General features: G+C 38.6%; 25 protein-coding genes. 16 read left to right on the forward strand and 9 right to left on the reverse strand.

The window, feature by feature from the left end:
* The first annotated feature begins 76 nt into the window (after positions 1 to 76).
* Both ddc and mutM read left to right on the forward strand, forming a co-directional pair.
* Positions 77 to 1612: an L-2,4-diaminobutyrate decarboxylase gene (gene ddc, locus K6J66_RS00220; RefSeq protein WP_038440107.1), complete on the forward strand. Its 1536-nt coding sequence runs from the start codon at positions 77 to 79 to the stop codon at positions 1610 to 1612.
* A 231-nt stretch (positions 1613 to 1843) separates the two neighbouring features.
* Positions 1844 to 2659 carry a DNA-formamidopyrimidine glycosylase gene (gene mutM, locus K6J66_RS00225; RefSeq protein WP_005648023.1) on the forward strand — a complete coding sequence of 272 codons (816 nt, stop codon included), beginning with the start codon at positions 1844 to 1846 and terminating at the stop codon, positions 2657 to 2659.
* A 73-nt stretch (positions 2660 to 2732) separates the two neighbouring features.
* Here mutM and degS read toward each other — a convergent pair whose 3' ends face one another.
* Genes degS through K6J66_RS00265 form a run of 8 tightly spaced genes read right to left on the reverse strand, consistent with a single transcriptional unit; the run spans position 2733 to position 10998 of the window.
* Complete coding sequence (degS, locus tag K6J66_RS00230; protein ID WP_038440108.1) at positions 2733 to 3755, reverse strand: outer membrane-stress sensor serine endopeptidase DegS; 1023 nt, start codon at positions 3753 to 3755, stop codon at positions 2733 to 2735.
* Complete coding sequence (gene ribD, locus K6J66_RS00235; RefSeq protein ID WP_038440109.1) at positions 3756 to 4874, reverse strand: bifunctional diaminohydroxyphosphoribosylaminopyrimidine deaminase/5-amino-6-(5-phosphoribosylamino)uracil reductase RibD; 1119 nt, start codon at positions 4872 to 4874, stop codon at positions 3756 to 3758.
* Positions 4875 to 4876: 2 nt separating this feature from the next.
* On the reverse strand, positions 4877 to 5326 hold the full coding sequence (gene nrdR / locus K6J66_RS00240) for a transcriptional regulator NrdR (protein WP_005651549.1): 450 nt from the start codon (positions 5324 to 5326) through the stop codon (positions 4877 to 4879).
* A 54-nt stretch (positions 5327 to 5380) separates the two neighbouring features.
* Positions 5381 to 8761, reverse strand: coding sequence for an exodeoxyribonuclease V subunit gamma (recC, locus tag K6J66_RS00245; protein WP_038440110.1), 3381 nt, complete (start codon positions 8759 to 8761; stop codon positions 5381 to 5383).
* 45 nt (positions 8762 to 8806) lie between these two features.
* Positions 8807 to 9094, reverse strand: a complete 288-nt coding sequence (locus K6J66_RS00250; RefSeq protein WP_038440111.1) for a DUF5374 domain-containing protein — start codon at positions 9092 to 9094, stop codon at positions 8807 to 8809.
* Positions 9087 to 9770 (reverse strand): DUF2572 family protein, encoded by a 684-nt coding sequence (locus tag K6J66_RS00255; RefSeq protein WP_038440112.1) that lies wholly within the window; start codon positions 9768 to 9770, stop codon positions 9087 to 9089. Before K6J66_RS00255 ends, K6J66_RS00250 begins: the two co-directional genes overlap by 8 nt.
* The gene (locus K6J66_RS00260) at positions 9770 to 10486 is read right to left on the reverse strand and encodes a PulJ/GspJ family protein (RefSeq protein WP_038440113.1); all 717 of its coding nucleotides are present in this window, start codon (positions 10484 to 10486) and stop codon (positions 9770 to 9772) included. Before K6J66_RS00260 ends, K6J66_RS00255 begins: the two co-directional genes overlap by 1 nt.
* A complete protein-coding gene (locus tag K6J66_RS00265) occupies positions 10486 to 10998 on the reverse strand; it encodes a pilus assembly FimT family protein (RefSeq protein WP_005651545.1) in 513 nt (170 codons plus the stop codon). Before K6J66_RS00265 ends, K6J66_RS00260 begins: the two co-directional genes overlap by 1 nt.
* Before the next feature lie 199 nt (positions 10999 to 11197).
* Between K6J66_RS00265 and suhB the strand changes: the two genes are divergently transcribed.
* The 9 genes from suhB (at position 11198) to K6J66_RS00310 (ending at position 20611) form a co-directional block, all read left to right on the forward strand.
* Positions 11198 to 12001 (forward strand): inositol-1-monophosphatase, encoded by an 804-nt coding sequence (suhB, locus tag K6J66_RS00270; RefSeq protein WP_005664157.1) that lies wholly within the window; start codon positions 11198 to 11200, stop codon positions 11999 to 12001.
* A gap of 109 nt (positions 12002 to 12110) precedes the next feature.
* The gene (nrfE, locus tag K6J66_RS00275) at positions 12111 to 14018 is read left to right on the forward strand and encodes a heme lyase NrfEFG subunit NrfE (protein WP_038440263.1); all 1908 of its coding nucleotides are present in this window, start codon (positions 12111 to 12113) and stop codon (positions 14016 to 14018) included.
* On the forward strand, positions 14018 to 14548 hold the full coding sequence (locus K6J66_RS00280; RefSeq protein WP_038440114.1) for a DsbE family thiol:disulfide interchange protein: 531 nt from the start codon (positions 14018 to 14020) through the stop codon (positions 14546 to 14548). The genes nrfE and K6J66_RS00280 overlap by 1 nt, the downstream gene beginning before the upstream one ends.
* Entirely contained in the window at positions 14545 to 15699 is a 1155-nt protein-coding gene (nrfF, locus tag K6J66_RS00285) for a heme lyase NrfEFG subunit NrfF (protein WP_038440115.1), read from the forward strand. Before K6J66_RS00280 ends, nrfF begins: the two co-directional genes overlap by 4 nt.
* The gene (locus tag K6J66_RS00290; RefSeq protein WP_005663560.1) at positions 15696 to 16901 is read left to right on the forward strand and encodes a BaiN/RdsA family NAD(P)/FAD-dependent oxidoreductase; all 1206 of its coding nucleotides are present in this window, start codon (positions 15696 to 15698) and stop codon (positions 16899 to 16901) included. Before nrfF ends, K6J66_RS00290 begins: the two co-directional genes overlap by 4 nt.
* A 120-nt stretch (positions 16902 to 17021) precedes the next feature.
* The gene (gene eno / locus K6J66_RS00295) at positions 17022 to 18332 is read left to right on the forward strand and encodes a phosphopyruvate hydratase (RefSeq protein ID WP_005659167.1); all 1311 of its coding nucleotides are present in this window, start codon (positions 17022 to 17024) and stop codon (positions 18330 to 18332) included.
* An 83-nt stretch (positions 18333 to 18415) separates the two neighbouring features.
* Complete coding sequence (locus K6J66_RS00300) at positions 18416 to 18835, forward strand: DUF2251 domain-containing protein (RefSeq protein WP_005636440.1); 420 nt, start codon at positions 18416 to 18418, stop codon at positions 18833 to 18835.
* 12 nt (positions 18836 to 18847) lie between these two features.
* Positions 18848 to 19429 carry a hypothetical protein gene (locus K6J66_RS00305; RefSeq protein ID WP_005663569.1) on the forward strand — a complete coding sequence of 194 codons (582 nt, stop codon included), beginning with the start codon at positions 18848 to 18850 and terminating at the stop codon, positions 19427 to 19429.
* Positions 19430 to 20611, forward strand: a complete 1182-nt coding sequence (locus tag K6J66_RS00310) for a glutathionylspermidine synthase family protein (protein WP_005648054.1) — start codon at positions 19430 to 19432, stop codon at positions 20609 to 20611.
* 229 nt (positions 20612 to 20840) lie between these two features.
* Here the strand turns inward: K6J66_RS00310 and K6J66_RS00315 are convergent, their stop codons facing one another.
* A complete protein-coding gene (locus tag K6J66_RS00315) occupies positions 20841 to 22367 on the reverse strand; it encodes a catalase (RefSeq protein ID WP_038440116.1) in 1527 nt (508 codons plus the stop codon).
* A 263-nt stretch (positions 22368 to 22630) separates the two neighbouring features.
* Here K6J66_RS00315 and glyQ point away from each other — a divergent pair, with 263 nt between their 5' ends.
* From glyQ to glyS, 5 genes are all read left to right on the forward strand, one after another.
* Complete coding sequence (gene glyQ / locus K6J66_RS00320; protein WP_005659158.1) at positions 22631 to 23539, forward strand: glycine--tRNA ligase subunit alpha; 909 nt, start codon at positions 22631 to 22633, stop codon at positions 23537 to 23539.
* A gap of 58 nt (positions 23540 to 23597) precedes the next feature.
* Positions 23598 to 23858, forward strand: a complete 261-nt coding sequence (locus K6J66_RS00325; protein WP_005663579.1) for a hypothetical protein — start codon at positions 23598 to 23600, stop codon at positions 23856 to 23858.
* Positions 23859 to 23887: 29 nt separating this feature from the next.
* On the forward strand, positions 23888 to 24253 hold the full coding sequence (locus K6J66_RS00330) for an endonuclease domain-containing protein (protein ID WP_038440117.1): 366 nt from the start codon (positions 23888 to 23890) through the stop codon (positions 24251 to 24253).
* Between the two features lie 139 nt (positions 24254 to 24392).
* Positions 24393 to 24809 (forward strand): hypothetical protein, encoded by a 417-nt coding sequence (locus K6J66_RS00335; RefSeq protein ID WP_005663585.1) that lies wholly within the window; start codon positions 24393 to 24395, stop codon positions 24807 to 24809.
* Between the two features lie 45 nt (positions 24810 to 24854).
* Positions 24855 to 26921, forward strand: a complete 2067-nt coding sequence (gene glyS / locus K6J66_RS00340; RefSeq protein WP_038440118.1) for a glycine--tRNA ligase subunit beta — start codon at positions 24855 to 24857, stop codon at positions 26919 to 26921.
* The last annotated feature ends 4 nt before the right edge of the window (positions 26922 to 26925 follow it).

A 26925-nucleotide genomic window follows, 5' to 3' on the forward strand; every position in this document is an offset into this window, starting at 1 on the left:
GTTGAATTTTCTTCTGTCAAATCTCCCCTACCCCTTCTTTGCTAAAGAGGGGCATTTTTTAGGAAATTAGATAACAATGTCAAACCTCAAACAACACAAACAAGCTTTGTTTTGCAACGATAACGAAGCCATTAACGATTATGAAACAGCGATGAATAATGCGGTGCAAGCAGTCTCTGCTTGGCTGAAAAATGAAAAAATGTACACAGGCGGTTCAATCAAACAAATGCGAGCCTTAATAAGCGGTTTTAATCCGACGAAAGAGGGTATGGGTGTACAGAAATCACTCGATCATTTGGTAGAAATTTTCCTTAATCCAAGCCTTAAGGTACATCATCCACACTCACTTGCCCATTTACATTGCCCAACGATGGTAACAAGCCAAATTGCGGAAGTACTGATTAATGCGACCAACCAATCAATGGATTCTTGGGATCAAAGCCCAGCAGGTTCAATTATGGAGGAGCATTTGATCAACTGGCTACGCCAAAAAGCAGGCTATGGCGAAGGCACATCAGGCGTGTTCACTTCTGGTGGTACTCAATCTAACTTAATGGGCGTATTGTTGGCACGCGATTGGGCGATTGCAAACCACTGGAAAAACGAAGACGGCTCTGAATGGTCAGTACAACGTGATGGTATTCCAGCAGAAGCGATGCAAAAAGTGAAAGTAATTTGTTCAGAAAATGCACATTTCTCTGTACAAAAAAATATGGCAATGATGGGAATGGGTTTCCAATCGGTCGTGACCGTGCCATCAAATGCAAATGCACAAATGGATGTGATTGCACTTAAACAAACACTTGCACAGCTTAAAGCTGATGGCAAAATTACTGCCTGTATTGTTGCTACCGCAGGCACAACAGATGCTGGCGCAATTGATGACCTAAAAGCAATCCGCAAACTTGCCGATGAATATCAAGCGTGGTTACACGTTGATGCCGCTTGGGGTGGTGCATTATTGCTTTCCAAAGATTATCGCTATTTCTTAGATGGTATTGAATTAACTGATTCCATCACGCTTGATTTCCACAAACACTTCTTCCAAACCATTTCCTGTGGTGCATTTTTACTCAAGGATCCAGAGAACTATCGCTTTATCGATTACAAAGCAGATTATCTCAATTCGGAATATGATGAAGCTCACGGCGTGCCAAACTTAGTGGCGAAATCATTACAAACCACACGTCGTTTCGACGCATTAAAATTATGGTTTACCCTTGAAGCATTGGGCGAAGATCTTTACGCTTCAATGATCGATCACGGCGTAAAACTGACCAAAGAAGTCGAGCAACACATCAACGATACTCCTGCCTTAGAAATGCTTGTGCCAAGTCAGTTTGCATCGGTGTTATTCCGTGTTGTACCAAAAGACTATCCAGCTGAATTTATTGATGCACTAAACCAAAACGTGGCAGATGAACTCTTTGCTCGAGGAGAAGCGAATATTGGCGTGACTAAAGTAGGCGACAAACAATCACTGAAAATGACTACCCTAAGCCCGATTGCAACATTGGAAAATGTTAAAGCGTTATTAACTCAAGTACTAACAGAAGCAAATCGTATTAAAGACGACATCAAAAATGGCACTTACACACCACCCATTGATTAATTAGTTAGTCAATTAACACAAAATATAACCGCTTGTATCTGAAAACAGGCGGTTATTCTGTAAAATAAAAATCTTTTAGCATAGATCAAACGAGATATATAAATTTTATCCATTAGATAACTACCTATATTTTTGAAATATTCATCATTTTAATTTTCAAAGAATATAAAAAAATGGTAAAACTAACCGCACTTTATATCATTATTCTATCTACTTACTAAGTTGAAAATTATGCCGGAACTTCCTGAAGTCGAAACTGCACTACGTGGTATTAGCCCTTATCTTAAGAATTTTACGATTGAGAAAGTTGTCGTGCGCCAGCCTAAATTACGCTGGGCTGTATCAGAGGAATTGATAACCCTTAAAAATGTAAAAATTGTCGATCTCACTCGTCGAGCAAAATATTTGATTATTCACACGGAAAAAGGCTATATCATCGGGCATTTGGGCATGTCAGGTTCGGTGCGAATTGTGCCACAGGATAGTGCAATAGATAAACATGATCATATTGATATTGTAGTGAATAATGGCAAGTTATTACGCTATAACGATCCTCGCCGTTTCGGTGCATGGTTGTGGACGGAGAATCTAGATGACTTTCATCTTTTCTTAAAGTTAGGCCCTGAACCACTTTCTGATGAATTTAATGCAGAATATTTATTCAAAAAATCTCGTCAAAAATCAACCGCACTTAAAACTTTCTTGATGGATAACGCTGTGGTAGTGGGCGTTGGAAATATTTATGCGAATGAAAGTTTGTTTATTTGTGGCATTCATCCCCTTAAACTCGCTAAAAATTTGACTCGCAATCAATGTTTCTCTTTAGTGAACACGATTAAAGATGTTTTGAGAAAAGCCATTATTCAAGGTGGAACAACACTTAAAGATTTTTTACAGCCCGATGGTCGCCCAGGTTATTTTGCACAAGAATTATTGGTATATGGCAATAAAGATAAACCTTGTCCAAAGTGCGGTGGAAAAATTGAAAGTTTAATTATTGGACAGCGTAATAGTTTCTTTTGCCCGAAATGTCAGAAAAGGGGTTAGAACAAATAAATTTTCAAATTGAAAAGAAAGTATTAAATATAATGAAAACAGCGGTCAAAATAGACCGCTATTTTTAATTTACTGGAAATTCTTCAATAACAACTGGAATTTGTAAGATTTTGCCTAATCGGAGAATGGTGACGAGAACTTTTGAATTAGGTTTTGTATTTGCGATAATTTGCATCATTTCTCGGGCTGAAATACCTTCTTGATTATTTAATTTCAAAATCACATCGCCAACTTGAATACCTGATTTCGCAGCTGGGCTGTTCGGGCTTACGTCTGTGATAACTATGCCTTCTTCACTACTTGAACTAATATCACTTTGTACACCAAAATAACCTCGAATCACACGTCCATCACGCATAATTTTACGTAGTACATCATTTGCAATATCTATTGGAATGGCAAAATTTAGTCCTTCTGCGATTTCATTGGCGGTTTTGCCAATACTTAGCGTGCTAATTCCAACCAATTCCCCAGCAGAATTAATTAATGCGCCACCTGAGTTGCCGCGGTTAATTGAAGCATCAGTTTGAATAAAATTTTGTCTGCCCACCGAATCGCCTACCGCATTACGACCGATTGCGCTAATGATTCCTTGAGACACGCTTTGTCCTAAGTTGTAGGGATTACCGATTGCTAATACCACATCGCCGACGTGAGCTTGACGCTCTGAATTTTGTGGAATAGTTGAAAGATTATCTGCACGAATTTTAAGAACAGCGAGATCAGTGAGATCATCTGAACCAACAAGACTGGCCTCAAAAATATTTCCGTTTTGCAACGCTACTACAATTTGATCTGCATTTTGAATGACGTGTTTATTCGTCAGAATATAGCCATCTTTACTCATAATCACACCAGAACCTAAGTTATTCACTTGTAGCTGATCATTATCATTAATGCTGGCGGAAGAAAAAGAGCGGTTATAAACATTCACTACTGCTGGAGAGGCAATACGCACGGCATTTTTGAACGATACAATATCGTCTGAAGTGAAGATATTGCTGTTATTCAGTCTTGGAACCGCAAACAAAATCACGCCCGCAGCAGCCAAGCCCCAAAGGGCGGAATGGAAAAGTTTTTTAAGCATTTAGATTCCTTTCGGCGTGTAAGTTAATTTTATATCGTCACCGATTTGTTCTAATTCATTGAGTTGCCATAATGGTGCATCGGCAAGTTTAGTTAAATTCGGTAATTGGCATAGACCACGAGCATTGTCGCCAAGTAATTTAGGCGCAATGTAAATAATCAATTCATCTACTAATTTCGCATCAATTAAACTCCCTGCTAAATTTGCTCCAGCTTCTACCCAAAGGGTATTTATTTGTCTTCTTCCCAATTCTTGCATTAATTCTTTTAATAAATTTTCTTTTGGAAGAATAATTTGTTCACAGAAATCAGGAAAGCCTGTTAAATCTCGTGGTTCATTAGAAACTAACCAAACGGGAGAATGAGTTAAAAAAAGTTTATGAGTCGGCTGAATGCGATGTTGTGAATCTAAAATGACACGCACAGGCTGGCGAAGATCTTCTTTTTTATATTCTGTTTTAAGATTTTCAGGAAATTCGTCCCAGCGTACATTAAGGCTTGGATCATCTGCAATTATTGTCGCAGAAGTAGATAAAAGTGCGGATGATTTTGCTCGCATTTTTTGTACGTCCGAACGAGCATCAGGGCCTGTAATCCATTTACTTTCTCCACTTTCCATTGCTGTTCGTCCATCTAAACTCATCGCGAGTTTGAGTTGAACAAAAGGCATACCTTGACGCATTCGTTTCAAAAAGCCTTTATTTATTTTTTCCGCTTGATCGTTCAATAAATTCACCGCACTTTCGATGCCTGCATCAGACAACATTTTCAAGCCTTTCCCTGCGACTTGAGGATTTGGATCTTGCATAGCCGTAATGACTTTCACTACGCCCACCTCAATTAATCCTAATGCACAAGGCGGTGTTCTCCCATAGTGAGAACAAGGCTCAAGCGTAACATAAGCTATCGCACCTTTTGCATTTTCTCCTGCTTGAGCTAAAGCAACGCGTTCAGCGTGAGGCTGTCCTGCCTTAAAATGAAAGCCCTCCCCCACAATTTCACCATTTTTTACCAATACGCATCCCACCGATGGGTTCGGTGTAGTGGTATATTGTCCTTTGGCTGCCAAATCTAAGGCTCGTTGCATAAATACGTGATCTTGTGAGGAAAATTCAGACATAATTAATCCTTTAATTTTTCAATTTCGATAGTGAATTGATCAATATCATCAAAACTTAAATAGACTGATGCAAAACGAATATAAGCCACTTTATCGAGTTTTTTTAATTCATTCATCGCAAGTTTACCCACTAACTTACTTGGCACTTCACGTTCGCCAGTTGCACGCAGTTGAAGAATTATATGATTAATTGCTTTTTCTACATCATCTGCACTTACAGGACGTTTTTCTAAGGCGTGTTGAATACCGCTACGCAATTTATCTTCATTGAATGGCTCACGTGTACCATCAGTTTTGATAATTTTCGGTATGATTAATTCTGCCATTTCAAAAGTAGTAAAACGTTCGTGACAATGACCGCACTCACGGCGGCGGCGAACTTGATAACCATCAGATACTAAACGGCTATCAATAACTTTAGTTTCTTCTGTATCACAAAATGGACAGCGCATAGATAATTCTCCATAAAAGGTCGTTATTCTACTAAAAAATAGGTTATTTGACGATTAGCTTTGTGCCTTTCTTGAGTTCTTTTGTGCGAATAATAAGCCAAACCAATCTTTTGTTTGTGTTAATAATTTTTCAATATTTCCAGTTTGTTCAAATCTTGAGGTTTGCGCTAATACCCGTGACCAATATGGATCAGCTTTTGACCCGAAACCATTACTTTCAGTTAATTCCTGAAGTTTTTCAGAAACATTGTCAAAATTTACCGCACTTTTATCATCTACAATAAAATCACTTATATTTCTTATTGTTGGCACCAATTGGATTTCAATTTGACTTTGTAAATAATCTTTTACGTAAGTTTGTAATTGAGAGAGAGCGGCTTCACGCTCAATAGTCGGTAATTCAAGAACCTTATCTTGCGTAATTAATTTTGCTGGTAGTGCATTTTCTTGTGTAACACATTGAATTAAATAATAAATCCAAGGACGGATACAATAGCGATCTTTGTATTTCGCAAAATGCCAGTGAATGACTTGTGAATCATCGCCAAATAAAGCTTCCATATAACCAAATAAACGGATTTTTTGATTTTCGTTTTGCCAATCTACGGCAATATTAAAATCTATAGAAGCCTGTTTAGGCTCGCCAAGATCCACTATTTTCTCTTTAAATTCAAGAACATTGTTACGAATATTTTCAGCATAAACCTTTCCAAATTCAGCCCGAGGCAACACACCTTTAACTTCTGCTTGTCTAAAATAATCAGCAAAATTTTGTTCATCCATATAGATTAAATCATTATTAAACGAATAATTATCCAAGCCATTTAAGGTAAAGTTTTCGCTGTCAGCAATACGGTTATCTTCATCGCGGAAATAAACACTAAGTTGTTTTTCAAAGAAAAATTTCACTGGGTTTTCCACAAAGCTGACTAAACGATCCAGTTCAATTTCTTCGATTTTTTCTGGGTTTTCTGTCATCGTGACCGCAAATTCCGAATTACTTGCACTTGCGTCAAATTGAGCCATTGGCAACCATTTTGTCGCAAAAGAGCGGGTAAATTTTTCGTTGTTTTTGAAATTATCTGGACTAAATGCGGTCATTGGATGTTCAATGACAGTAAGGACATTTTCACTTTGACCTTGATTAATATAATCCACGAGTTGGCTTACCAATACAGATGGTTCTTTCGGTTGATTATCTGTAATGGAACGCCCAACATAGCTGATATAGCAATAATTACGTGCTGCCAATAAGGCCTCTAAGAACAAATAACGATCATCATCACGACGAACACGGTCGCCTTTTTGATGATGATATTGCATTAAATCAAAACTGTTTGGTGTTTGTGTTCTAGGGTAATCAGCATCATTCATTCCAAGTAAACAAACTACCTTGAATGGCACTGAACGCATTGGCAATAAGGTGCAGAAGTTTACTTTTCCTGCAAGGAATTTGAGGCTATTTGGCGCATCTTCCAATTTCATTGTGATGACATCGGCAATCACATCTGCTTGTAATTCTTCAGTAAAATGGAGCGATTTTAGATGCTCAGCTAATTCATTAATTTTCTCTTGAATATAGAAAATCGTGTCGCTTGTGTCTTCATTTTGAGCGAAGAAATTTGATAAAAGTGCGGTTAAAATTGCCTGCCATTTTTCGATGGAATGTACTTGCTGCAATGTTTCATATAACGCTGAAAGTACGGTAAAAAACTGTGACAACTTGCCAGCGAGTTCACCTTTTAAGCCATAGCTGCTGTTTAACCCCAGACTATCTTGCCAAATGCCCTGTTCTTCACGCATCGCATATCCTAAAATCATTCGTTCTAATCCAGCTTGCCAAGAATTGAAATTGACGCCATTTTGATTTTTTTGCAAACCGAAACGAATCCCTGAATCCGCCACCCATTCTCGCACTAATGGTAAATCAGCAAGAGAAATATTAAATCGTTCTCGCATCGCAGGGATATCCAACAACGCTAAGACATCCTCTGCACTAAAATTGCTCTCTTTTAAGCGTAATAAAGTTAAATAACTTGAGACCAACACATCGCTTTCTGAAAGTTTATTATCAGAAAGTGAAAAGGGAATTTGTGGCGCATCTCCATTTTTTTGCCCGAAAACTGCCTGAATATAAGGTGTGTATTGGTTTATATCTGCCACCATAACAACTACATCTTTTGGCGTAAGGTTAGGATCTTGATTAAATAAATCTAATAAATAATCGTGCAATACTTCCACTTCACGCATAGCACTGTGGCAAGAATGTAGAGTTAAAGTGCGGTCATTTTTTGCGATATTTAGCGGTTTATTTTCTAAATGCAGAATTTGAGACTGCAATTGTCCAAGTAAACTGTTCGATTTAATTTCTTGATAAGCATTGACAGGATAAGTTGGAATATGTTCTTCATCTCTCACTAATGTATAGAGAAAATCTCGCCCCATTTTTCCCCAAGCCGCCAGTAATGGATTGCCTACTTGAAGGTTTTCATTTTGATAAGTGACATCAAACTGAGCGTTTTCTAGTTGAGAAAGTTGATCCTCGGAAAAGAGCGGTTGATTTTCATCTTGTTTATTGAATTGATAACGCTTGCGAGAACGCAAATAATCGAGGCGTAAATCGCTAATATCCCCCCAATATTCTTGGCAAGGATTATTAAAAAATAAATGAATATCCACTTCAGAGGATATCGCTTGCAAAATATTGAGATAAGCAGTTGGAAGCGCTGGAATACCAAAAATAAATATGCGTGAAGGTAATTTTTTTGGTGCTTTTTTATCGGCAAGCAAGGCTAAGAACTGATTATGCAAAGCCGCTCGATGGGTGGCTTCATTAACATCTGATTTAACATCGACGACCAACGCACGCCATAGCTCCCCTTGCCATCTTGTATTGCCTTGAATTTGCGCAAACAACGTATCGTTTAGGTTAGGTTGTTGCTTTTGTATTTGCGCAGTGATTTGTTCATCTTCGCCTTTTTCCCAAGCAAAAATCCATTCAGCTCGGTAAACTAAATATTGGTCAAATAAGTCGGCTATTTTACTGCTAAGTTGATAAAGTTTGTATTGTTCAGAATGTGGCGAAGATGCTAAATAATTTCGTAAAGGCAAAAAATTTTCTTTCTCGAGAAAAGTCGGGATTAAGCGTATTAAACGCCACATCATTGAATCTTTATCAAAAGGGTTTTCCAATGCCGTTGCGGGTAAATTTTGAGCATAAAGCTGCCAAATAAAACTTGCTGGCATAGGAAATTTTAGGTTCGCTGAAATGCCTGTTTCTTTGGCGAGTTCAATTTGTAGCCATTGTGCCATATTAGGGCTTTGCACCAAAATAATATCTTGTTGAAAAGGATCTTCAGGTGGTAAAGATTTGAATAAAGAAGAAAGAATTTCTTTTTGTTTTTCAAGCTGATTGGAATAATAAACAATGAACACAATGGCGACCTTTTGATGATTTAACCTAGAAAAAACAACGCCATTTTACTGAGTTTTTATCAAAATTTCACTCGTAGGATAACGCACAATAATGCGTTCATTTTCACATCGAATACGAAAAGTTAAGCCATTTTGTTGTATCAATTGTTCACAAGCTAACCCTAAAAATTGGCGTTGAGCTTGATTCCCTGCAATTTGTGTTGCCTGAAAATCTTGATAAATTTTTACCGCACTTTTTCGCTGTTCTGCCGTCCATTGATTAAAAACAAGAAATAAAACGCTAAATAAAGCTAAAGAAAATAACAATGTAATAAGAGACATTCCTTTATTCATCCTGAGCATTAAAATCACTCCAACTTTTTTCTGCTAACTGCCACTGGCTATATTGTCGAACTAAGGTTACTACCGTCTTTTTCCCATAAGCTAAAGTTACGCCATCTAAAGTTAAATTCCCGTTGGTAATCACTGCGCCACTAATCCTCCCTTTGCCAGTCAATTTTAAATCGCCCTCTGCAATTAATACGGCAGACACCGTGCCATTAATTTCAACTTCCGCTTGTGAATCTGAAAACCAATAAAGTTTAGGTGTTTTATTCGCATTTAAAATTCTGGGTGGGGAAGAAAAGTGCGGTCGAAAATCTGTAAGTTTTTCTGTGTGAATGAAATCTTTCAATGCACCTTGATTATCTCCCTTTTTAGGCGATTTTTTAAATAGGCTTATTCTTTCACACCAAAGAAAATATTGAATTGAATCTGTGGCACCATCAAGCGTAATGCTGATTTGCTTTACACTTTCATCATTATTTAAGGGTAAATCAAGGCAGGCAGTTTGTTTTTTCAAGGCTGTTATTCTTTGTAATTGTAATGTTCTTTCCACATAGTGTTTTCGTTGATTTTGTTGCGCCCGAAAAAAACTTAAATGGCTATCATCTAACAATAAGATTACGCTTAATAAGCCTGAAATAAAAATCAGAATAGTCAGCGTAATAATGCCTTTTTGTGTTGTCATTATTTTTGATTCCAGAGTGCAACAACAAGGGAGGTTTCATAACTGATGTTTGAGGCTTGTTTTAAATTTCCTTTTAACTTGATTTCTAATCCTTTTCCTTCGATTAACCAATTAAATTGTAGCTTAGTAATTTCATATTCGTTGTTATCTAATAAATCTGCCCAACCTCCCCCAGCGTTGCAAGCGGTTTGTTGAAAAGCACGTTTACAAGTTTCTGCCGTGCAATTAGTAGGAATAACACTTTGATAAGTCAGTTTGGTTTTTATCATTTTGTTACTCACTTTATAGCCAAATAATTCTTCAGTACTACTTTTAGATGTATTTTTCCCATTTTTCATACAGGTTTTCGGCGAACCTTTACCAATACACCCATTTTTATTTAAATCATAAAAGAACAACACGCAGCTATTAGGTGGGGCGTTATCTTCTTGGCTAATGAAAATGGCTGTGCCTTGTTCATCTAATTCAAATAAAGATAAATTGCTTTCCGTCAGTTTTGCATTTAATGCTCGAAATCCTAATCGGCGAAGATCTTTACCTATTAACTGTAATGTTCGTTGTAATTCAGCTTGTAATTTTAAATGTAATAACATTTGTTGGTTTTGTGTTTGTATTTGCACATAAAAATGCGAAATGCTTAGCAATAATAAAGACGACAAAGACAGTGAAATCATCAGCGCTAATAGGGTTTGCCCTTTTAATAATACTTTCATCATTAATTACAAGCACTATCAAATTGATTAGTTTTCAAACGAATACTGCCAACATTGAAAAATAAAAATAACGTACGTTCATTTTCAGCTTGCAAAATAAAGCAACGAGTAACGATAGTATTACGAATGCCATCAAATCTCGTGATTTCTTTTGGATAAATATGATGACTTTGAATCATCGTTTTGTTAGGAAAATAAGGGTAGTAAAAATGAGCATAAACCTCTTTCGGGCAATTTATCGGATTTAAACAATCACAAGTTTGGTTATTTTTTACTTGTGCCGTTAAGCACCATTGCTGTGTCGCAAGATTACGATTGATAAGTAAAAACCACACTTCCGATGAATTTTCTGCCCGAGCTTGAATTTGGCGTAGAAATAAATACAGGCGATGTTGCTCTTTGGCTAAAATCGTTTTAGGCGAATCGGTTTTCCATAATGGTACTGCAAAATTCAGCACAATACTGATAATGGCTAACCCAATCAATAATTCCACTAATGTCATACCTTTCTGCATAAAACGCTCCAATTTTCCACCGCACTTTAATGGCAAATAATTAATGGAAAAATCACTTCATACTATTTTTGCGATCTGTATCGCAAAGTTTTTCTGAAAACCTATAAAAACCATTGTTTTATGATTTTCAACTGGTTATTTTGGCAAATCTCGCTATAATGGCACGGAATTTTTCTGTTCTTTAAAAGCTGGTGGAAATATGAATCCAATGTTAAATATCGCAATTCGTGCGGCACGAAAAGCGGGCAATGTGATTGCTAAAAATTATGAACGCCGTGATGCTATCGAAAGCACACAAAAAGGTATTAATGATTATGTAACAAACGTTGATAAAGCGTCTGAAGCAGAAATCATTGAAGTTATTCGTAAATCTTATCCTGATCACACAATTATTACGGAAGAAACAGGCGCAATTGAAGGCAAAGATAGCGATGTACAATGGATTATTGATCCGCTAGATGGTACTCGTAATTTTATGACAGGGCTTCCCCACTTTTCTGTGTCTATCGCAGTTCGTGTAAAAAATCGCACTGAAGTCGGGGTTGTTTACGATCCAATCCGTAATGAATTATTTACCGCTGTGCGTGGTGAAGGTGCAAAATTAAATGAAGTACGTTTACGTGTAGATAGTAAACGTGAAATTCAAGGTTCAATTTTAGCCACTGGTTTCCCATTCAAACAACCAAAATTAATGCCAGCTCAATTTGCAATGATGAATGCCTTAATTGAAGATGCTGCGGATTTCCGTCGTACTGGTTCTGCCGCATTGGATTTATGCTATGTGGCGTCAAACCGTATTGATGGTTATTTTGAAATGGGCTTAAAAGCATGGGATTGTGCTGCTGGCGATTTAATCGTGCGTGAAGCAGGTGGCTTAGTCTGTGATTTTGATGCTGGTAATGGCTATTTACGCAGTGGCAATATCATTGCTGCTCCATCACGCGTAATTAAAGAAATGTTAAATAAAATTCGCCCTTGTTTAGGTGCTGAATTTAATCATTAATTTTTATAAGCACAATAGCACCTATCAAGGTGCTATTTTTAATTTTATTAATGAAACATACTTGATTAGCGACTTTCTCTGCGAATCAACGAAAAAAAACGACGACATTATGCTCCCAGAACTTGGCTTTTTCCTTCTTTTACTCGCAACAGCTAGCGCATTTTTTCTTACGTTAGTACCTCAATTTGGGTTATTCAAAAAAAATCCGACTTTAATTAATGCCGCTTGGCCACTGAGTTATATTTTTACCCTTGCGACGACGTTATCAATTGGTTTGCTTGCTTATTCTTTTGCGGTGGATGACTTCACCCTTGAATATGTAGCGGCACATTCTAATTCCCAATTACCTACATTTTTTAAAGTGGCTGCCACTTGGGGCGGACATGAAGGTTCAATGTTGTTTTGGTTATTTTCATTGAGTTTATGGCTTGCTGCTTTTGCTTTTTTTAATCGAAAAAATGACCGCACTTTTTCCGCTCAATCTTTATCTTTATTGGGATTGATTTGCTTTGGTTTTGCAGTGTTTATTTTGTTTTATTCTAATCCATTTGGACGCATTTTTCCTGCGCCGGCAGAAGGTCGCGATCTCAATCCAATGTTGCAAGATGTGGGACTTATTTTCCATCCGCCTTTGTTATACGTTGGTTATGTGGGCTTTGCGGTGAATTTTGCGATGAGTTTGAGTGCGTTGATTTATAACCAATCAGCACGACAAATTGCACGCTCAATGCGTGGCTGGGTGTTGTTTTCTTGGTCGTTTTTAACCATTGGCATTGTGCTTGGTGCGTGGTGGGCATATTACGAACTCGGCTGGGGCGGTTGGTGGTTCTGGGACCCCGTAGAAAATGCGTCTTTAATGCCTTGGTTGCTTGGTTTGGCGTTATTACATAGTTTAATGGCGACAGAAAAACAAGGTGTATTTAGTTATTGGACAACGCTTTTTTCTTTGCTTGCTTTTGCCTTTAGCGTATTAGGCACGTTTATTGTTCGTTCTGGCGCACTCACTTCTGTGCACGCTTTTGCATTGGATAACACGCGCGGTTATGTGTTGTTATTAATTTTCTTTGTTTTGACAGTGTTAGCCTTTGGTTTATTCGCTTTACGAGCGGGAAGTTCATCAGAAAGTGCGGTGAAATTTCAATTCGTTTCTAAATCGGGTGGCATTTTATTGTTGAATATTTTGCTGACCATTGCCACTGTTTCTACCTTTTTAGGCACCTTTTACCCGATGTTATTCCAAGCGATGAATTGGGGCTCAATTTCGGTGGGAAGTCCTTATTTTAATAGTATTTTCTTCCCAATCATTACGGTGATTTTAATCTTAATGGTAATTGTGCTTAGCATACGTAAGGGGCAATTTGATCGCACATTATTGATACGTTGTGGGTGGTTGCTTATTCCGTCTTTGATTCTTGCAGGCCTAATGATTTGGCAACAGCTACGCCATAATTCTGCGTTGAATTTTCACGCTTTCGCCTTTGTGTTATTAACTCTTGCGATTTGGCTTTTATTCGTCACTTTATGGCAAAATTGGCGACAAATTCGTTTGTCTCAATTTGGGATGATTTTAGCACACTGTGGCGTGGCGATTGTGACTATTGGTGCGGTGATGAGTGGGTATTTTGGCAGTGAAATTGGTGTGCGTTTAGCGCCGCAACAAAGTCAAACGCTGGGGCAATATGAATTTCATTATCGCCAATTTTCTAATGAAATTGGGCCAAACTTTACGGCAGAAATCGCCTTTTTTGACGTAACTAAAAATGGTAAACCTTATGCAGAAATTATCCCAGAACGCCGTTATTACGATGTACGAACAATGACAATGAGTGAAGTGGGGCTTGATGGTGGTTTTTGGGGCGATTTATATATTGTGATGGGCGATTCTCTTGGCAAAGGGGAATTTACTTTCCGTTTACATTATAAACCACTGATTCGTTGGCTTTGGGCGGGCGGTATTTTAATGGCCTTTGGTGCACTTTTTAGCGTCTTCGGATTACGCAGAAAACAGGAAAAATAATGAACAAAAAACTTATCTTTTTTACACCGCTCTTTGTGCTTTTAGGCGTGTGTATATTATTAATTGCAGGGTTAAATCAAGATCCGAAAAAAATTGCGTCGGCTTTAATTGATAAACCTGTTCCAGAGTTTTATCAGGCTAATTTACATGAGCCATCACAAATCGTAAGCCCGAAAGAGTTTCCTAAACAGCCATTTTTATTAAATGTGTGGGGAAGTTGGTGTGGTTATTGCAAAGAAGAACATCCTCTGCTAATTGAGATTGCAAAAACATTACCTATTGTGGGCGTGGATTACCGTGATAATCCGCAAAATGGCATTGAAATGCTTAAGCGAATGGGCAATCCGTTCGTCTTGACCATTGATGATAGTCATGGGGAATTGGGATTAAAATTGGGCGTGGATGGTGCGCCAGAAACTTATCTTGTGGATGAAAATGGTGTGATTCGTTATCGCCATTCTGGTTTACTGGATAAAGAAACTTGGCAAACAGTATTTTTGCCGAAAATTGAAGCATTGAAGAACAAATGAAAAGCATATTAGATATTTTTACTCGCGGTTTTATTCAGGTTCAAAAAACAGTCTTTTTTGCAACCGCACTTTTATTCGCATTTTCCTTATTCGCCGAAGCGGAAATGGTGGATACCTATCAATTTCAAAATCAAGATGATCGTACTCGCGCCGTAGAGTTGGCAAAATCTTTACGCTGTCCACAATGCCAGAACCAAAATTTGGTGGAATCTAATTCGCCTATTGCTTATGACTTGCGTCTTGAAGTGTACAAAATGGTGGATGAGGGCAAAAGCAATCAGCAAATTATCGATCAAATGACCGCTAGATTTGGTGATTTTGTGAATTACAAACCGCCATTCAAATGGAATACGGCGTTGTTATGGTTATTGCCAGTCGCCCTTTTAATTTTAGCTGCAGTATTGCTTTATTTCTCAAATAGAAAAAAACAGTTTTCAGAAAAAGTGGTTGCACAACAACTAGAGAATGATGAAATAATTTCCCTCCCCTCAACCTTTGGCAGCTCCCCCCGCAAGCAAGGGGAGCCAAGTAAACTTTCTAAGAGAAAAGTGAATAGCAAAATTTATTTTGTGCTTTTTACTTTACTCATCGCTATTCCAACTGCTTATTATTTTTCCCTTGATCGTTTTAGTCGTGTTCAACAAGGCGAGCAATTGATGATTGAGCAACATAATCAAAATGTTGAAATGAATGATGAACGCAAAAATCAAAATGTGATTGAGAAGATCCAAAATAAACTGCGTATCGATCCAAATAATGCGGAAACTTGGCTTCAACTTGGGGAAGCCTATGTGCAAAATAATGAATTTGATAGTGCGCTTGTGGCTTATTCTAATGCGGAAAAATTGTCAGGCAGTAAACCTAATATTTTAGGCTTGGCAGCCACCGCACTTTATTATCAAGCAGGCCAGCAAATGACCCAAAAAGTCGAACAACTTTTGAATGAAGCTTTGGCAAAAGATAAAAATGAAGTATCTAGTCTTTCTTTGTTGGCGACAATTGCCTTAGAAAATCGCCAATATCAACAAGCTGGTATGTATTTACAGCAGTTATTAGATTCAGGTAATGCGGCAGTGGATCGTCGTTCAGTTATTCAACGAATGAAGTTGTTGGATTTTTTACAACGTGGTGAAAAAGGACAAAATCCGTGAGCCAATATTCTGAAAACATTATTATTGGTGCGGGTGCGGCAGGATTATTTTGTGCCGCACAATTGGCTAAGCTAGGCAAGTCGGTGACAGTTTTCGACAACGGCAAAAAAATCGGACGTAAGATTTTGATGTCGGGCGGTGGGTTTTGTAATTTCACCAATTTAGAGGTTACGCCAGCTCATTACCTTTCGCAAAATCCTCATTTCGTCAAATCGGCACTAGCTCGTTATACCAACTGGGATTTTATTTCTTTAGTGGCGGAGCAAGGGATTGCTTATCACGAAAAGGAATTGGGGCAATTATTTTGCGATGAGGGTGCAGAACAAATCGTTGAAATGCTGAAATCTGAATGCGATAAATATGGTGCCAAGATTTTATTGCGTAGCGAAGTTTCTCAAGTTGAACGCATTCAAAATGATGAAAAAGTGCGGTTTGTTTTACAGGTAAATTCAACCCAATGGCAATGTAAAAATTTGATTGTTGCGACAGGTGGGCTTTCTATGCCTGGGCTTGGTACAACGCCATTTGGCTATCAAATTGCGGAACAATTTGGCATTCCTGTTATTCCGCCTCGTGCGAGTTTAGTGCCTTTTACTTATCGAGAAACAGATAAATTTTTAACCGCACTTTCAGGCGTTAGCTTGCCAATCATGATCACATCGCAATGCGGAAAATCTTTTTACAACCAGCTTTTGTTTACTCATCGTGGTATTTCAGGCCCTGCGGTGTTGCAAATTTCTAATTATTGGCAGTCCACTGAGTCAGTGGAAATTGATTTATTACCGAACCACAATGTGGAAGAGGAAATTAATCAAGCAAAACAACATTCACCAAAACAAATGTTGAAAACCATCTTGGTTCGATTATTGCCGAAAAAATTGGTCGAACTTTGGATTGAACAAGGCATTGTGCAAGATGAAGTTATCGCTAACATCAGTAAAGTGCGGGTAAAAAATCTAATGGATTTTATTCATCACTGGGAATTTACTCCAAATGGCACAGAGGGCTATCGTACGGCTGAAGTCACAATGGGCGGAGTGGATACTAAAGTAATTTCTTCTAAAACAATGGAAAGCAACCAAGTCAGCGGTTTATATTTTATTGGTGAAGTATTGGATGTGACGGGCTGGCTCGGTGGTTATAACTTCCAATGGGCGTGGAGCTCGGCTTATGCCTGCGCTCTAAGTATCTCAAGACAATAAATAGATAAAGATCAAAGCATACGCATTTTTTACAAGACAAAATCTCAAAATAGCTTTATCATATCGCCTGTTTTAGGCTCGCCTAACCCGTTTTAATTAACTTAATTGAGGAAAATAAAAATGGCAAAAATCGTTAAAGTGATTGGTCGCGAAATCATCGACTCACGCGGTAATCCAACTGTTGAAGCTGAAGTTCATCTTGAAGGTGGTTTTGTTGGTTTAGCAGCAGCTCCATCTGGCGCATCAACTGGTTCTCGTGAAGCATTAGAATTACGTGACGGCGACAAATCTCGTTTCTTAGGTAAAGGCGTATTAAAAGCTGTGGCTGCAGTGAACAACGAAATTGCACAAGCTATCGTTGGTAAAGATGCAACAAACCAAGCTGAAATCGACCAAATCATGATCGATTTAGACGGAACCGAAAACAAATCTAACTTTGGTGCAAATGCAATCTTGGCGGTATCTTTAGCAAACGCAAAAGCAGCAGCAGCATCTAAAGGTTTACCACTTTACGCTTACATTGCAGAATTAAATGGCACTGCTGGTGTTTATTCTATGCCATTACCAATGATGAACATCATCAACGGTGGTGAACACGCAGACAATAACGTTGATATCCAAGAATTCATGATTCAACCAGTTGGTGCGAAAACATTACGTGAAGCACTTCGTATCGGTGCTGAAGTATTCCACAACCTTGCAAAAGTATTAAAAGCTAAAGGCATGAGCACTGCGGTTGGTGACGAAGGTGGTTTCGCACCAAACTTAGCCTCTAACGCAGACGCTTTAGCATGTATCAAAGAAGCAGTAGAAAAAGCAGGTTACGTATTAGGTAAAGACGTTACTTTAGCGATGGACTGTGCATCTTCTGAGTTCTATAACAAAGAAAATGGTATGTACGAAATGAAAGGTGAAGGTAAATCATTCACTTCTCAAGAGTTCACACACTATCTTGAAGAATTAACTAAACAATACCCAATCGTGTCTATCGAAGATGGTCAAGATGAATCTGACTGGGAGGGTTTTGCATACCAAACTAAAGTGTTAGGCGACCGCGTTCAATTAGTGGGCGATGATTTATTCGTCACTAACACCAAAATCTTAAAAGAAGGTATCGAAAAAGGTATCGCAAACTCTATCTTAATCAAATTCAACCAAATCGGTTCTTTAACTGAAACTTTAGCTGCAATTAAAATGGCGAAAGATGCAGGTTACACAGCGGTTATCTCTCACCGTTCAGGTGAAACCGAAGATGCAACTATCGCTGATTTAGCGGTGGGTACAGCAGCAGGTCAAATCAAAACTGGTTCTATGAGCCGTTCTGACCGTATTGCGAAATACAACCAATTAATCCGTATCGAAGAAGCATTAGAACGCGCTGGTACTCCAGCAGCATTCCCAGGCTTAAAAGCGGTTAAAGGTCAAGCGTAATTCACGCTGAATTTACTGTGAAATCTCACCGCACTTTGTATAAAAGTGCGGTGTTTTTATATCTAATATTTAAAGGAAAGGGAATGTTACATTTAACTTTAGAGGACGAACTCTTTTTAGGAACGCCAAAGCAAGTGGGAACACATTCGACAGTATTTGAGCATTTTGCTGTAATGTTTGAAGATGACGGCGAAACAGGCTATTTTTATGCACTTGATATGCGTCAAAATGCTCAACCGATAGTTGATATGTTGCACGTGTATAATGTTGATTCAACCTCTAATCATCATGAAGCACGCAAACTTGAAATTTGTTGGGATGAGAGTGGTTATTTAGCCTTGTTGCTTATTAATGGCTATCCTCATGCCGTATTTGATTTTGCTCGTTTAGTCGGCTATAACAGCAATAAATATCCACAACCAGATTTAATGAGTATGTGGACTCGTGAAGAAATTACTAATAAACAGGCCGAGCAATGGCTAGGCGTGAAAACCATTCGATAAAAATTGAGAACAATGAAAAAGAAAAATCAGATTTTAGTTAGTTTATCTATTGTGGCCTTATTAGGAGGCTGTTCAGAAGAGCAAGTACAACGTGATGTGTATCAGTCTTTAGACGATTGTTTAGCGGATTGGAAAAAAATTGAGCTTTGTGAGGCAGATAAAAATACCGAGAGTACTCAGAAAACTGAAACTACACCACAGCAGGGTCTTGGTTTAAATATTCGTGATAATGGTAATGCAGAAAGTGCGGTAAAAAATCCAGCTGAAAATAATGTACAAGCTAATCAAAGCGAGAACAATGCTGAATCAACTGCAAAAGCTGAAAGTACCGATCCTTCTTTAGGAGCCGCAATTGCTGGTGGCGTTATAGGGTATCTGGCGACTCGTGCAATTAGTAGTTTCCTTGGCCCAAGCTATCATCCTGGAAATCGAGCTGTCACCACACCAACAGGGCAAGTTGTGCAACCTCAAACGAATCGTTCTGTTGGAAAACCAATGCTCGTGAAAGGAAATGCAGGAAGCATGAATAGCAAACCTGTATCTCGTGGTGGTTTTAGTAGCCCAAATAATACTCATCGTAGCAGTGGGGGCTAAATGAAACGTGTAACTGGGTTTCCTACTCGACCAGATATGGTGCAACAGCTACTTAATGTTGGATTTGATTACTATAATTTGCCTTCCAGTGATGGATCTCATTATTGGTCTGATAATGTCGCCTATGAATTTACCTTAGCGGAAATTGATCGCATTGAGGATACAACTAATGAATTGCATTCAATGTGTTTAGATTTTGCGGCGGATGAAATTAAAAAAGGCGATTATGAAAATTATCGTTTTACGGAGTTGCAAAAACAGCTTATTGAAACCTCTTGGCGTAATCAAGATCCTTATTTATATGGACGCTTTGATTTTGGCTATGATGGCGACAACCTAAAAATGTTTGAATATAACGCCGATACGCCAACATCCTTGTTGGAGGCTGCGGTTGTTCAATGGCAGTGGTTGGAGCAAATTGAGGGCTTGAAACATCGTGATCAATTTAACTGGATTCATGAAGAATTAATAAAACATTTCCAATTTTTGAAACAACAAAGTGGCAAAACAGATTTCCATTTGAGTGCCATGCAGGATGCTGGCCGTGAAGATTGGGGTAATGTGGATTATTTAGCTGATGTGGCTTATAACGCAGGTTGGAATATTCATCAATTAGCGGTGGAAGATATTGGCTATAACAGCGAAACAAAAAAATTTGTAGATTTAAATGATCAACCTATTGAAATGTTATTTAAATTGTATCCGCTAGAATGGCTAAGCCACGCTGAGTTTGCTCGCCATATTACAACCGCTGAAACACGATTTATTGAACCAGCGTGGAAAATGTTGTTAAGTAATAAAGCATTATTGGCAAAACTTTGGGCGCGTTATCCTAATCATCCGAATTTATTGCCTGCTTATTTTACGCCTTTTGAATTACCAAAAGATTTATCGATGTGGGTGAAAAAACCATTGTTAGGTCGAGAAGGTGCCAATGTCTTCTATTATGAGAAAAATAATGGTGTAGAATTTGCAGCGAAAGGAAGCGAACACTCTACGTTTTATGGTAATTCAGGTTATGTTTATCAACAAAAATTTGAATTGCCAAGTTTTGATGGAATGTATCCAATTATCGGCTCTTGGGTTGTGGGGGATGTGGCTTGCGGTATGGGATTACGCGAAGATTTTACTGCAGTGACGGGTAATGATAGCCATTTTATACCTCATTATTTTGTGCCATGATATATATTTAGCATTACTCAAATACAATATTTATCATAAAAAATGGAAGCTATTATAGGTTATTTTTACATTCAAATTTTTGAACGATTACAAAATCGTTCAAGTATTATGTAATGAATTCGTAATATTTCATTGAAAAAAAATCTGCACCCTAATCAGTTAAACCTTAGCCTAACTTTTGGGTGCAGATTCCTTACTATTATTTATTTAAAATAATAAACTCGAAAGATTATAACAATCCACCTTGACCTAATGCAGGATCAGTATCACGAGCTTTTAATGCATCTTCAACGGTTAAACCTAATGCTTTCGCAACGCCTTCACCGTATGCGGCATCACACCAGTGGCAGTTACGAATATGACGATATTTGATGAAATCAGGTGCATCGCCCATTGCTGCTGCCGTGTTGTTGAATAATGATTGTTTTTGCTCTGCATTCATTAAGTTAAATAATGCACGAGGTTGGCTGAAGTAATCGTTATCATCGTTACGATAATCCCAGTGTGCTGCATCTCCGTTGATACGAAGTGGTGGTTCAGCAAAGTCTGGTTGTTGTTGCCATTGGCTGAAGCTGTTTGGCTCGTAGTGTGGCAAGCTACCGTAGTTACCATCTACACGACCTTGACCATCACGTTGGTTGCTATGAACAGGGCAACGTGGACGGTTTACTGGAATTTGACGGTAGTTCACACCTAAACGGTAACGTTGTGCATCCGCATAGTTAAATAAACGAGCTTGTAACATTCTGTCAGGGCTTGTGCCAATACCCGGAACCAAGTTACTTGGTGCAAATGCAGATTGTTCTACATCAGCGAAGAAGTTTTCTGGGTTACGGTTTAATTCAAACTCGCCGACTTCAATTAATGGATAGTCTTTTTTCGGCCATACTTTAGTTAAGTCGAATGGGTGATAAGGCACTTTTTCCGCATCTGCTTCCGGCATAATTTGTACAAATAATGTCCATTTAGGGAAATCACCACGTTCAATCGCTTCATATAAATCACGTTGATGGCTTTCACGGTCATTTGCAATAATTTCGGCTGCTTCAGCATCTGTTAAATTTTTAATGCCTTGTTGAGTACGGAAGTGGAATTTTACCCAAAAACGTTCGCCCGCTTCGTTCCAGAAACTATAAGTGTGAGAACCGAAACCGTGCATATGACGATAACTTGCTGGAATACCACGATCACTCATTACAACAGTTACTTGGTGTAATGCTTCTGGTAATAATGTCCAGAAATCCCAGTTATTAGTTGCTGAACGCATATTAGTGCGAGGATCACGTTTTACTGCTTTATTTAAATCTGGGAATTTACGTGGATCACGTAAGAAGAATACTGGCGTATTGTTACCTACTAAATCCCAGTTACCTTCTTCAGTATAGAATTTTAATGCAAAACCACGAATATCACGCTCAGCATCTGCTGCACCACGTTCGCCTGCCACGGTGGTAAAACGTGCGAACATTTCAGTTTTTTTACCCACTTCACTAAAAATTTTTGCACGAGTATATTTAGTAATATCGTGTGTCACAGTAAAGGTACCAAATGCACCAGAACCTTTAGCGTGCATGCGACGCTCTGGGATCACTTCACGTACGAAATCAGCTAATTTTTCGTTAAGCCATAAATCTTGTGAAAGTAATGGACCACGCGGACCAGCTGTTAAGCTGTTTTGGTTATCAGCAACGGGTGCACCGTTACCCATTGTTAAGTTTGTCGCAGCTAAGTGCGAGAAAGGACATTGAGAACTCATTGTAGATTCCTTGTAAAGTGAATAAATTTAGTTAGGTTGAAATGAATTTCTTGCGAATCATATAGAAAGGTTTGAACAATTGAAATCTATTAAATCAATCAAAAAAAACTATACTAAAATAAAACTTAAAATCTACCTAAATATTCCAAATTACTTACTTGATATCTTTATAAAGCCTGATTTTCAACCGCATTTTTCGCCTTTATCCCTTTTACGGATTCAAGTATAATACCAACATTTTTAATCACATTAGATCGACGATTATGAGTACAAAATTTAACGTAAAAACATTCCAAGGTATGATTTTAGCCCTACAAGAATATTGGGCAAACCAAGGCTGCACCATTGTGCAACCTTTTGATATGGAAGTGGGTGCAGGTACTTCTCACCCCATGACTGCATTGCGCGCATTAGGCCCAGAGCCAATGGCATTTGCTTATGTTCAACCTTCTCGTCGTCCGACCGATGGTCGCTACGGCGAAAACCCAAACCGTTTACAGCATTACTACCAATTCCAAGTAGTGATCAAACCTTCTCCAGATAATATTCAAGAACTTTATTTAGGCTCGCTTGAAATGCTCGGTTTCGATCCAACACAAAACGACATCCGTTTCGTGGAAGATAACTGGGAAAACCCAACATTAGGTGCATGGGGCTTGGGTTGGGAAGTATGGCTAAACGGTATGGAAGTAACCCAGTTTACCTATTTCCAACAAGTGGGCGGCTTAGAATGTAAACCTGTAACGGGCGAAGTAACCTACGGTTTAGAGCGTTTAGCCATGTACATTCAAGGCGTAGATTCTGTGTATGACTTAGCTTGGTCTGACGGTCCATTAGGCAAAACCACTTATGGCGATGTGTTCCATCAAAATGAAGTTGAGCAATCAACCTATAACTTTGAACACGCAAACACAGATTTCTTATTCTACTGCTTCGATCAATACGAAAAAGAGGCACAAGAGTTATTAGCCTTAGAAAAACCGTTACCATTGCCGGCTTATGAGCGTATTTTGAAAGCAGCACACAGCTTTAACTTATTAGATGCGCGTAAAGCAATTTCGGTCACCGAACGCCAGCGCTATATTTTACGCATTCGAGCCTTAACTAAAGGCGTGGCTGAAGCTTATTATGCAAGCCGTGAAGCCTTAGGTTTCCCAGGTTGTAAAAAATAACATTTAAAGGTAATTCAAAAAAGTGCGGTGAAATTTGACCGCACTTTAGGAGAGCAAAATGAGCAAACCCATTCTTTTTTATGCAGAAACATGCCCAGATACCGCGCCATTTGTCGCGGAGTTGGATCGCTTAGGTGTGGATTACGATGAAGTAGAAATTATGACTTCATTACCTAATCTCAAACAATTTATTCGTTTACGCGATAGCAATGCAGAATTTGATAACTCGAAAGCAAATGGCTATTTAGGCATTCCTGCATTGTTATTACCAAATGGCGATGTTGTTTTAGACCTATCAAAGTTAAAAGTAATTTTTTAAGTTTTGGGAAAGATAGAACAGCAGTTTTCATGCAACCCTATGAAAAATACTTAAAGCTGAATTCGCAGACACTGCGAGCGGATCAAACGGATGCGGAAAGAAAATTATGGCAACGCATCAATCGAGATCAATTATTAGGATTTCGATTTAATCGACAAAAGCCACTTTTAAGTTATATCGTTGATTTTTATTGTGCGAAAGCAAAGCTGATTATCGAATTAGATGGTAGCCAGCATTATGAACCTGATTATCAGGAAAAAGACGCATTGCGAGACGCAGCATTAAATTCACTTAGTTTTACGGTGATGCGGTTTAGCAATGATGAAGTCATACGTGAAATTGAAGCGGTAGTAGAGCAGATTTATTTGTTTTTAGAGAATGCAAGGGCTGATTGAGTACGAGGTTGGATTAACTTCTGCCACAAACGCTTGCGTTTGTGGCAGAAGTTAAACGAAGAAAACAATTAAATCGTGTGTGAGCTATTAAAATTCTCACTCCACATTGAATCAATTATATTAATCTAAGGAAAATGCTATGACATTACAGAAATTTTTGTTACCCCCATTATTATTTTTATCAATAAATACCTTTGCAGCACCAGCATATTTGCTTTTTGGTGGAGATAATCATGATAAATTTTTAGGCTGTTTGAACTGTAGTAAACATGATAACTCATCAATTTGGAATAAATATGGTGAATTCGGCTCTAAATATAATAGCGATAGTATTTGGAATAAATACGGAACTTATGGCTCTAAGTATAACAGTGAAAGTCCTTGGAATAAGTATTCTACAAGTGGGCCAGTGATTGTTGATAATGAAGGTAACTTTTATGGTAAATTCACAACTAATAAGTATGATAATCAGACAAGAATTAAATCTCTTCTTTGGATTTTAGAAAATCATGAATATATTATTGAAAATATTAATGATGTGATAGATGAAATGTAAATAAGTAATCAATGCAGCAAGTTGCACCTTACCAGAGAAAACAAAATGACAACCCAAAACTTCCTAGTAGAAATCGGCACTGAAGAGCTGCCACCAAAAGCTCTCAAAACATTAGCAACCTCTTTTGCGGATAACGTTGAGGCGGAATTAAACCAGGCAGGCTTATCATTCGACAAAATCGAATGGTTTGCGGCGCCGCGTCGTTTGGCGGTGAAAGTGTTGAACTTGGCGAAACAACAACCGAGCAAAGAAATCGAAAAACGAGGGCCTGCAGTGTCAGCAGCCTTTGATGCGGAAGGTAAACCAACTAAAGCGGCAGAAGGCTGGGCGCGTGGTTGTGGCATTACTGTTGAGCAAGCAGAACGCATTACAACTGATAAAGGCGAATGGCTCGTTCACCGTGCAAAAATTAAAGGTCAGCCGACCAAAAACTTACTTAACAATATTGTGGCAAACGCGTTGGCGAAATTGCCAATTCCAAAACCAATGCGTTGGGCGGACAAAACCGTGCAATTTATTCGTCCAGTTCACACTGTGACTATGTTGTTAGGTGATGAGTTAATTGAAGGCGAAATTTTAGGAGTGGCAAGTGCTCGCACCATTCGCGGTCACCGCTTCTTAGGCGAGAAAGAATTTGAAATTCAACATGCAGACCAATATCCACAATTATTGCGTGAAAAAGGTTCTGTGGTGGCGGACTTCAACGAGCGTAAAGCAGAAATTCTTGCAAAATCTCAAGCAAAAGCGACCGCACTTGGCGGCGAGGCTGATATTGAAGAAAGCTTGCTTGAAGAAGTCACTTCCTTGGTGGAATATCCAAATGTTTTAGCAGCAAAATTTGAAGAACATTTCTTAGCGGTGCCTGCGGAAGCCTTGGTTTACACCATGAAAGGAGACCAAAAATATTTCCCGATTTATGATAAAGACGGCAGATTATTACCGCACTTTATTTTCGTGTCGAACATCAACCCAGAAGATCCAATCGCGATTATCGAAGGGAACGAAAAAGTGGTTCGTCCACGTTTAACCGATGCGGAATTCTTCTTCAAAACCGACTTAAAACAAAAACTGGTCGATCGTTTACCACGCTTAGAAACCGTGTTATTCCAACAACAACTTGGTACATTAAAAGACAAAACTGACCGCATTGAACAACTTGCAGGCGAAATTGCAAAACAAATCGGCGCAGACGAAGCAAAAGCAAAACGTGCGGGTTTACTGTCAAAATGTGATTTGATGACCAACATGGTATTTGAATTCACTGATACACAAGGTGTAATGGGAATGCACTATGCTCGTCATGATGGTGAAGATGAAGAAGTGGCCGTGGCGTTAAACGAACAATATATGCCACGCTTTGCGGGTGATGAATTACCTAAGTCTTTGGTGGCAAGTGCGGTCGCTTTAGCGGATAAATTTGACACTTTAACAGGGATCTTCGGTATTGGACAAGCACCAAAAGGCAGTGCAGACCCATTCGCACTTCGTCGTGCGGCATTAGGTGCGTTACGTATTATCGTAGAGAAAAACTTACCACTTGATTTAGAAGATTTAGTGAAAAAATCAGCCGCACTTTTCGGTGATAAACTCACGAATCAAAACGTGGTTGCTGATGTGGTGGACTTCATGCTCGGCCGTTTCCGTGCATGGTATCAAGATGAAGGCATTGCGGTGGATGTAATTCAAGCGGTATTAGCACGTCGTCCAACTCGCCCTGCTGACTTTGATGCGCGCGTGCGTGCAGTTTCACATTTCCGTACTTTAGATTCAGCGGAAGCGTTAGCAGCAGCAAATAAACGTGTAAGTAACATCTTAGCGAAAGCAGGTGCGGCAATTGGCGAGATCAATTTAACCGCTTGCGTAGAGCCAGCAGAAAAAGCCCTTGCTGAAGCGGTACTGGCATTACGCACTGAAGTACAACCGCTTATCGCACAAGGCGATTACACGACAGTATTGGATAAATTAGCAAACTTACGTGCGCCAGTAGACAATTTCTTTGATAACGTGATGGTAAATGCTGAAGATCCAGCACTACGCCAAAACCGATTAGCGATTTTAAATACGTTACAAGGGTTATTCTTACAAGTAGCTGATATTTCAGTGCTTCAATAATGTA

It is taken from the genome of Haemophilus influenzae, assembly GCF_019703545.1.
Classification (GTDB): domain Bacteria; phylum Pseudomonadota; class Gammaproteobacteria; order Enterobacterales; family Pasteurellaceae; genus Haemophilus; species Haemophilus influenzae_E.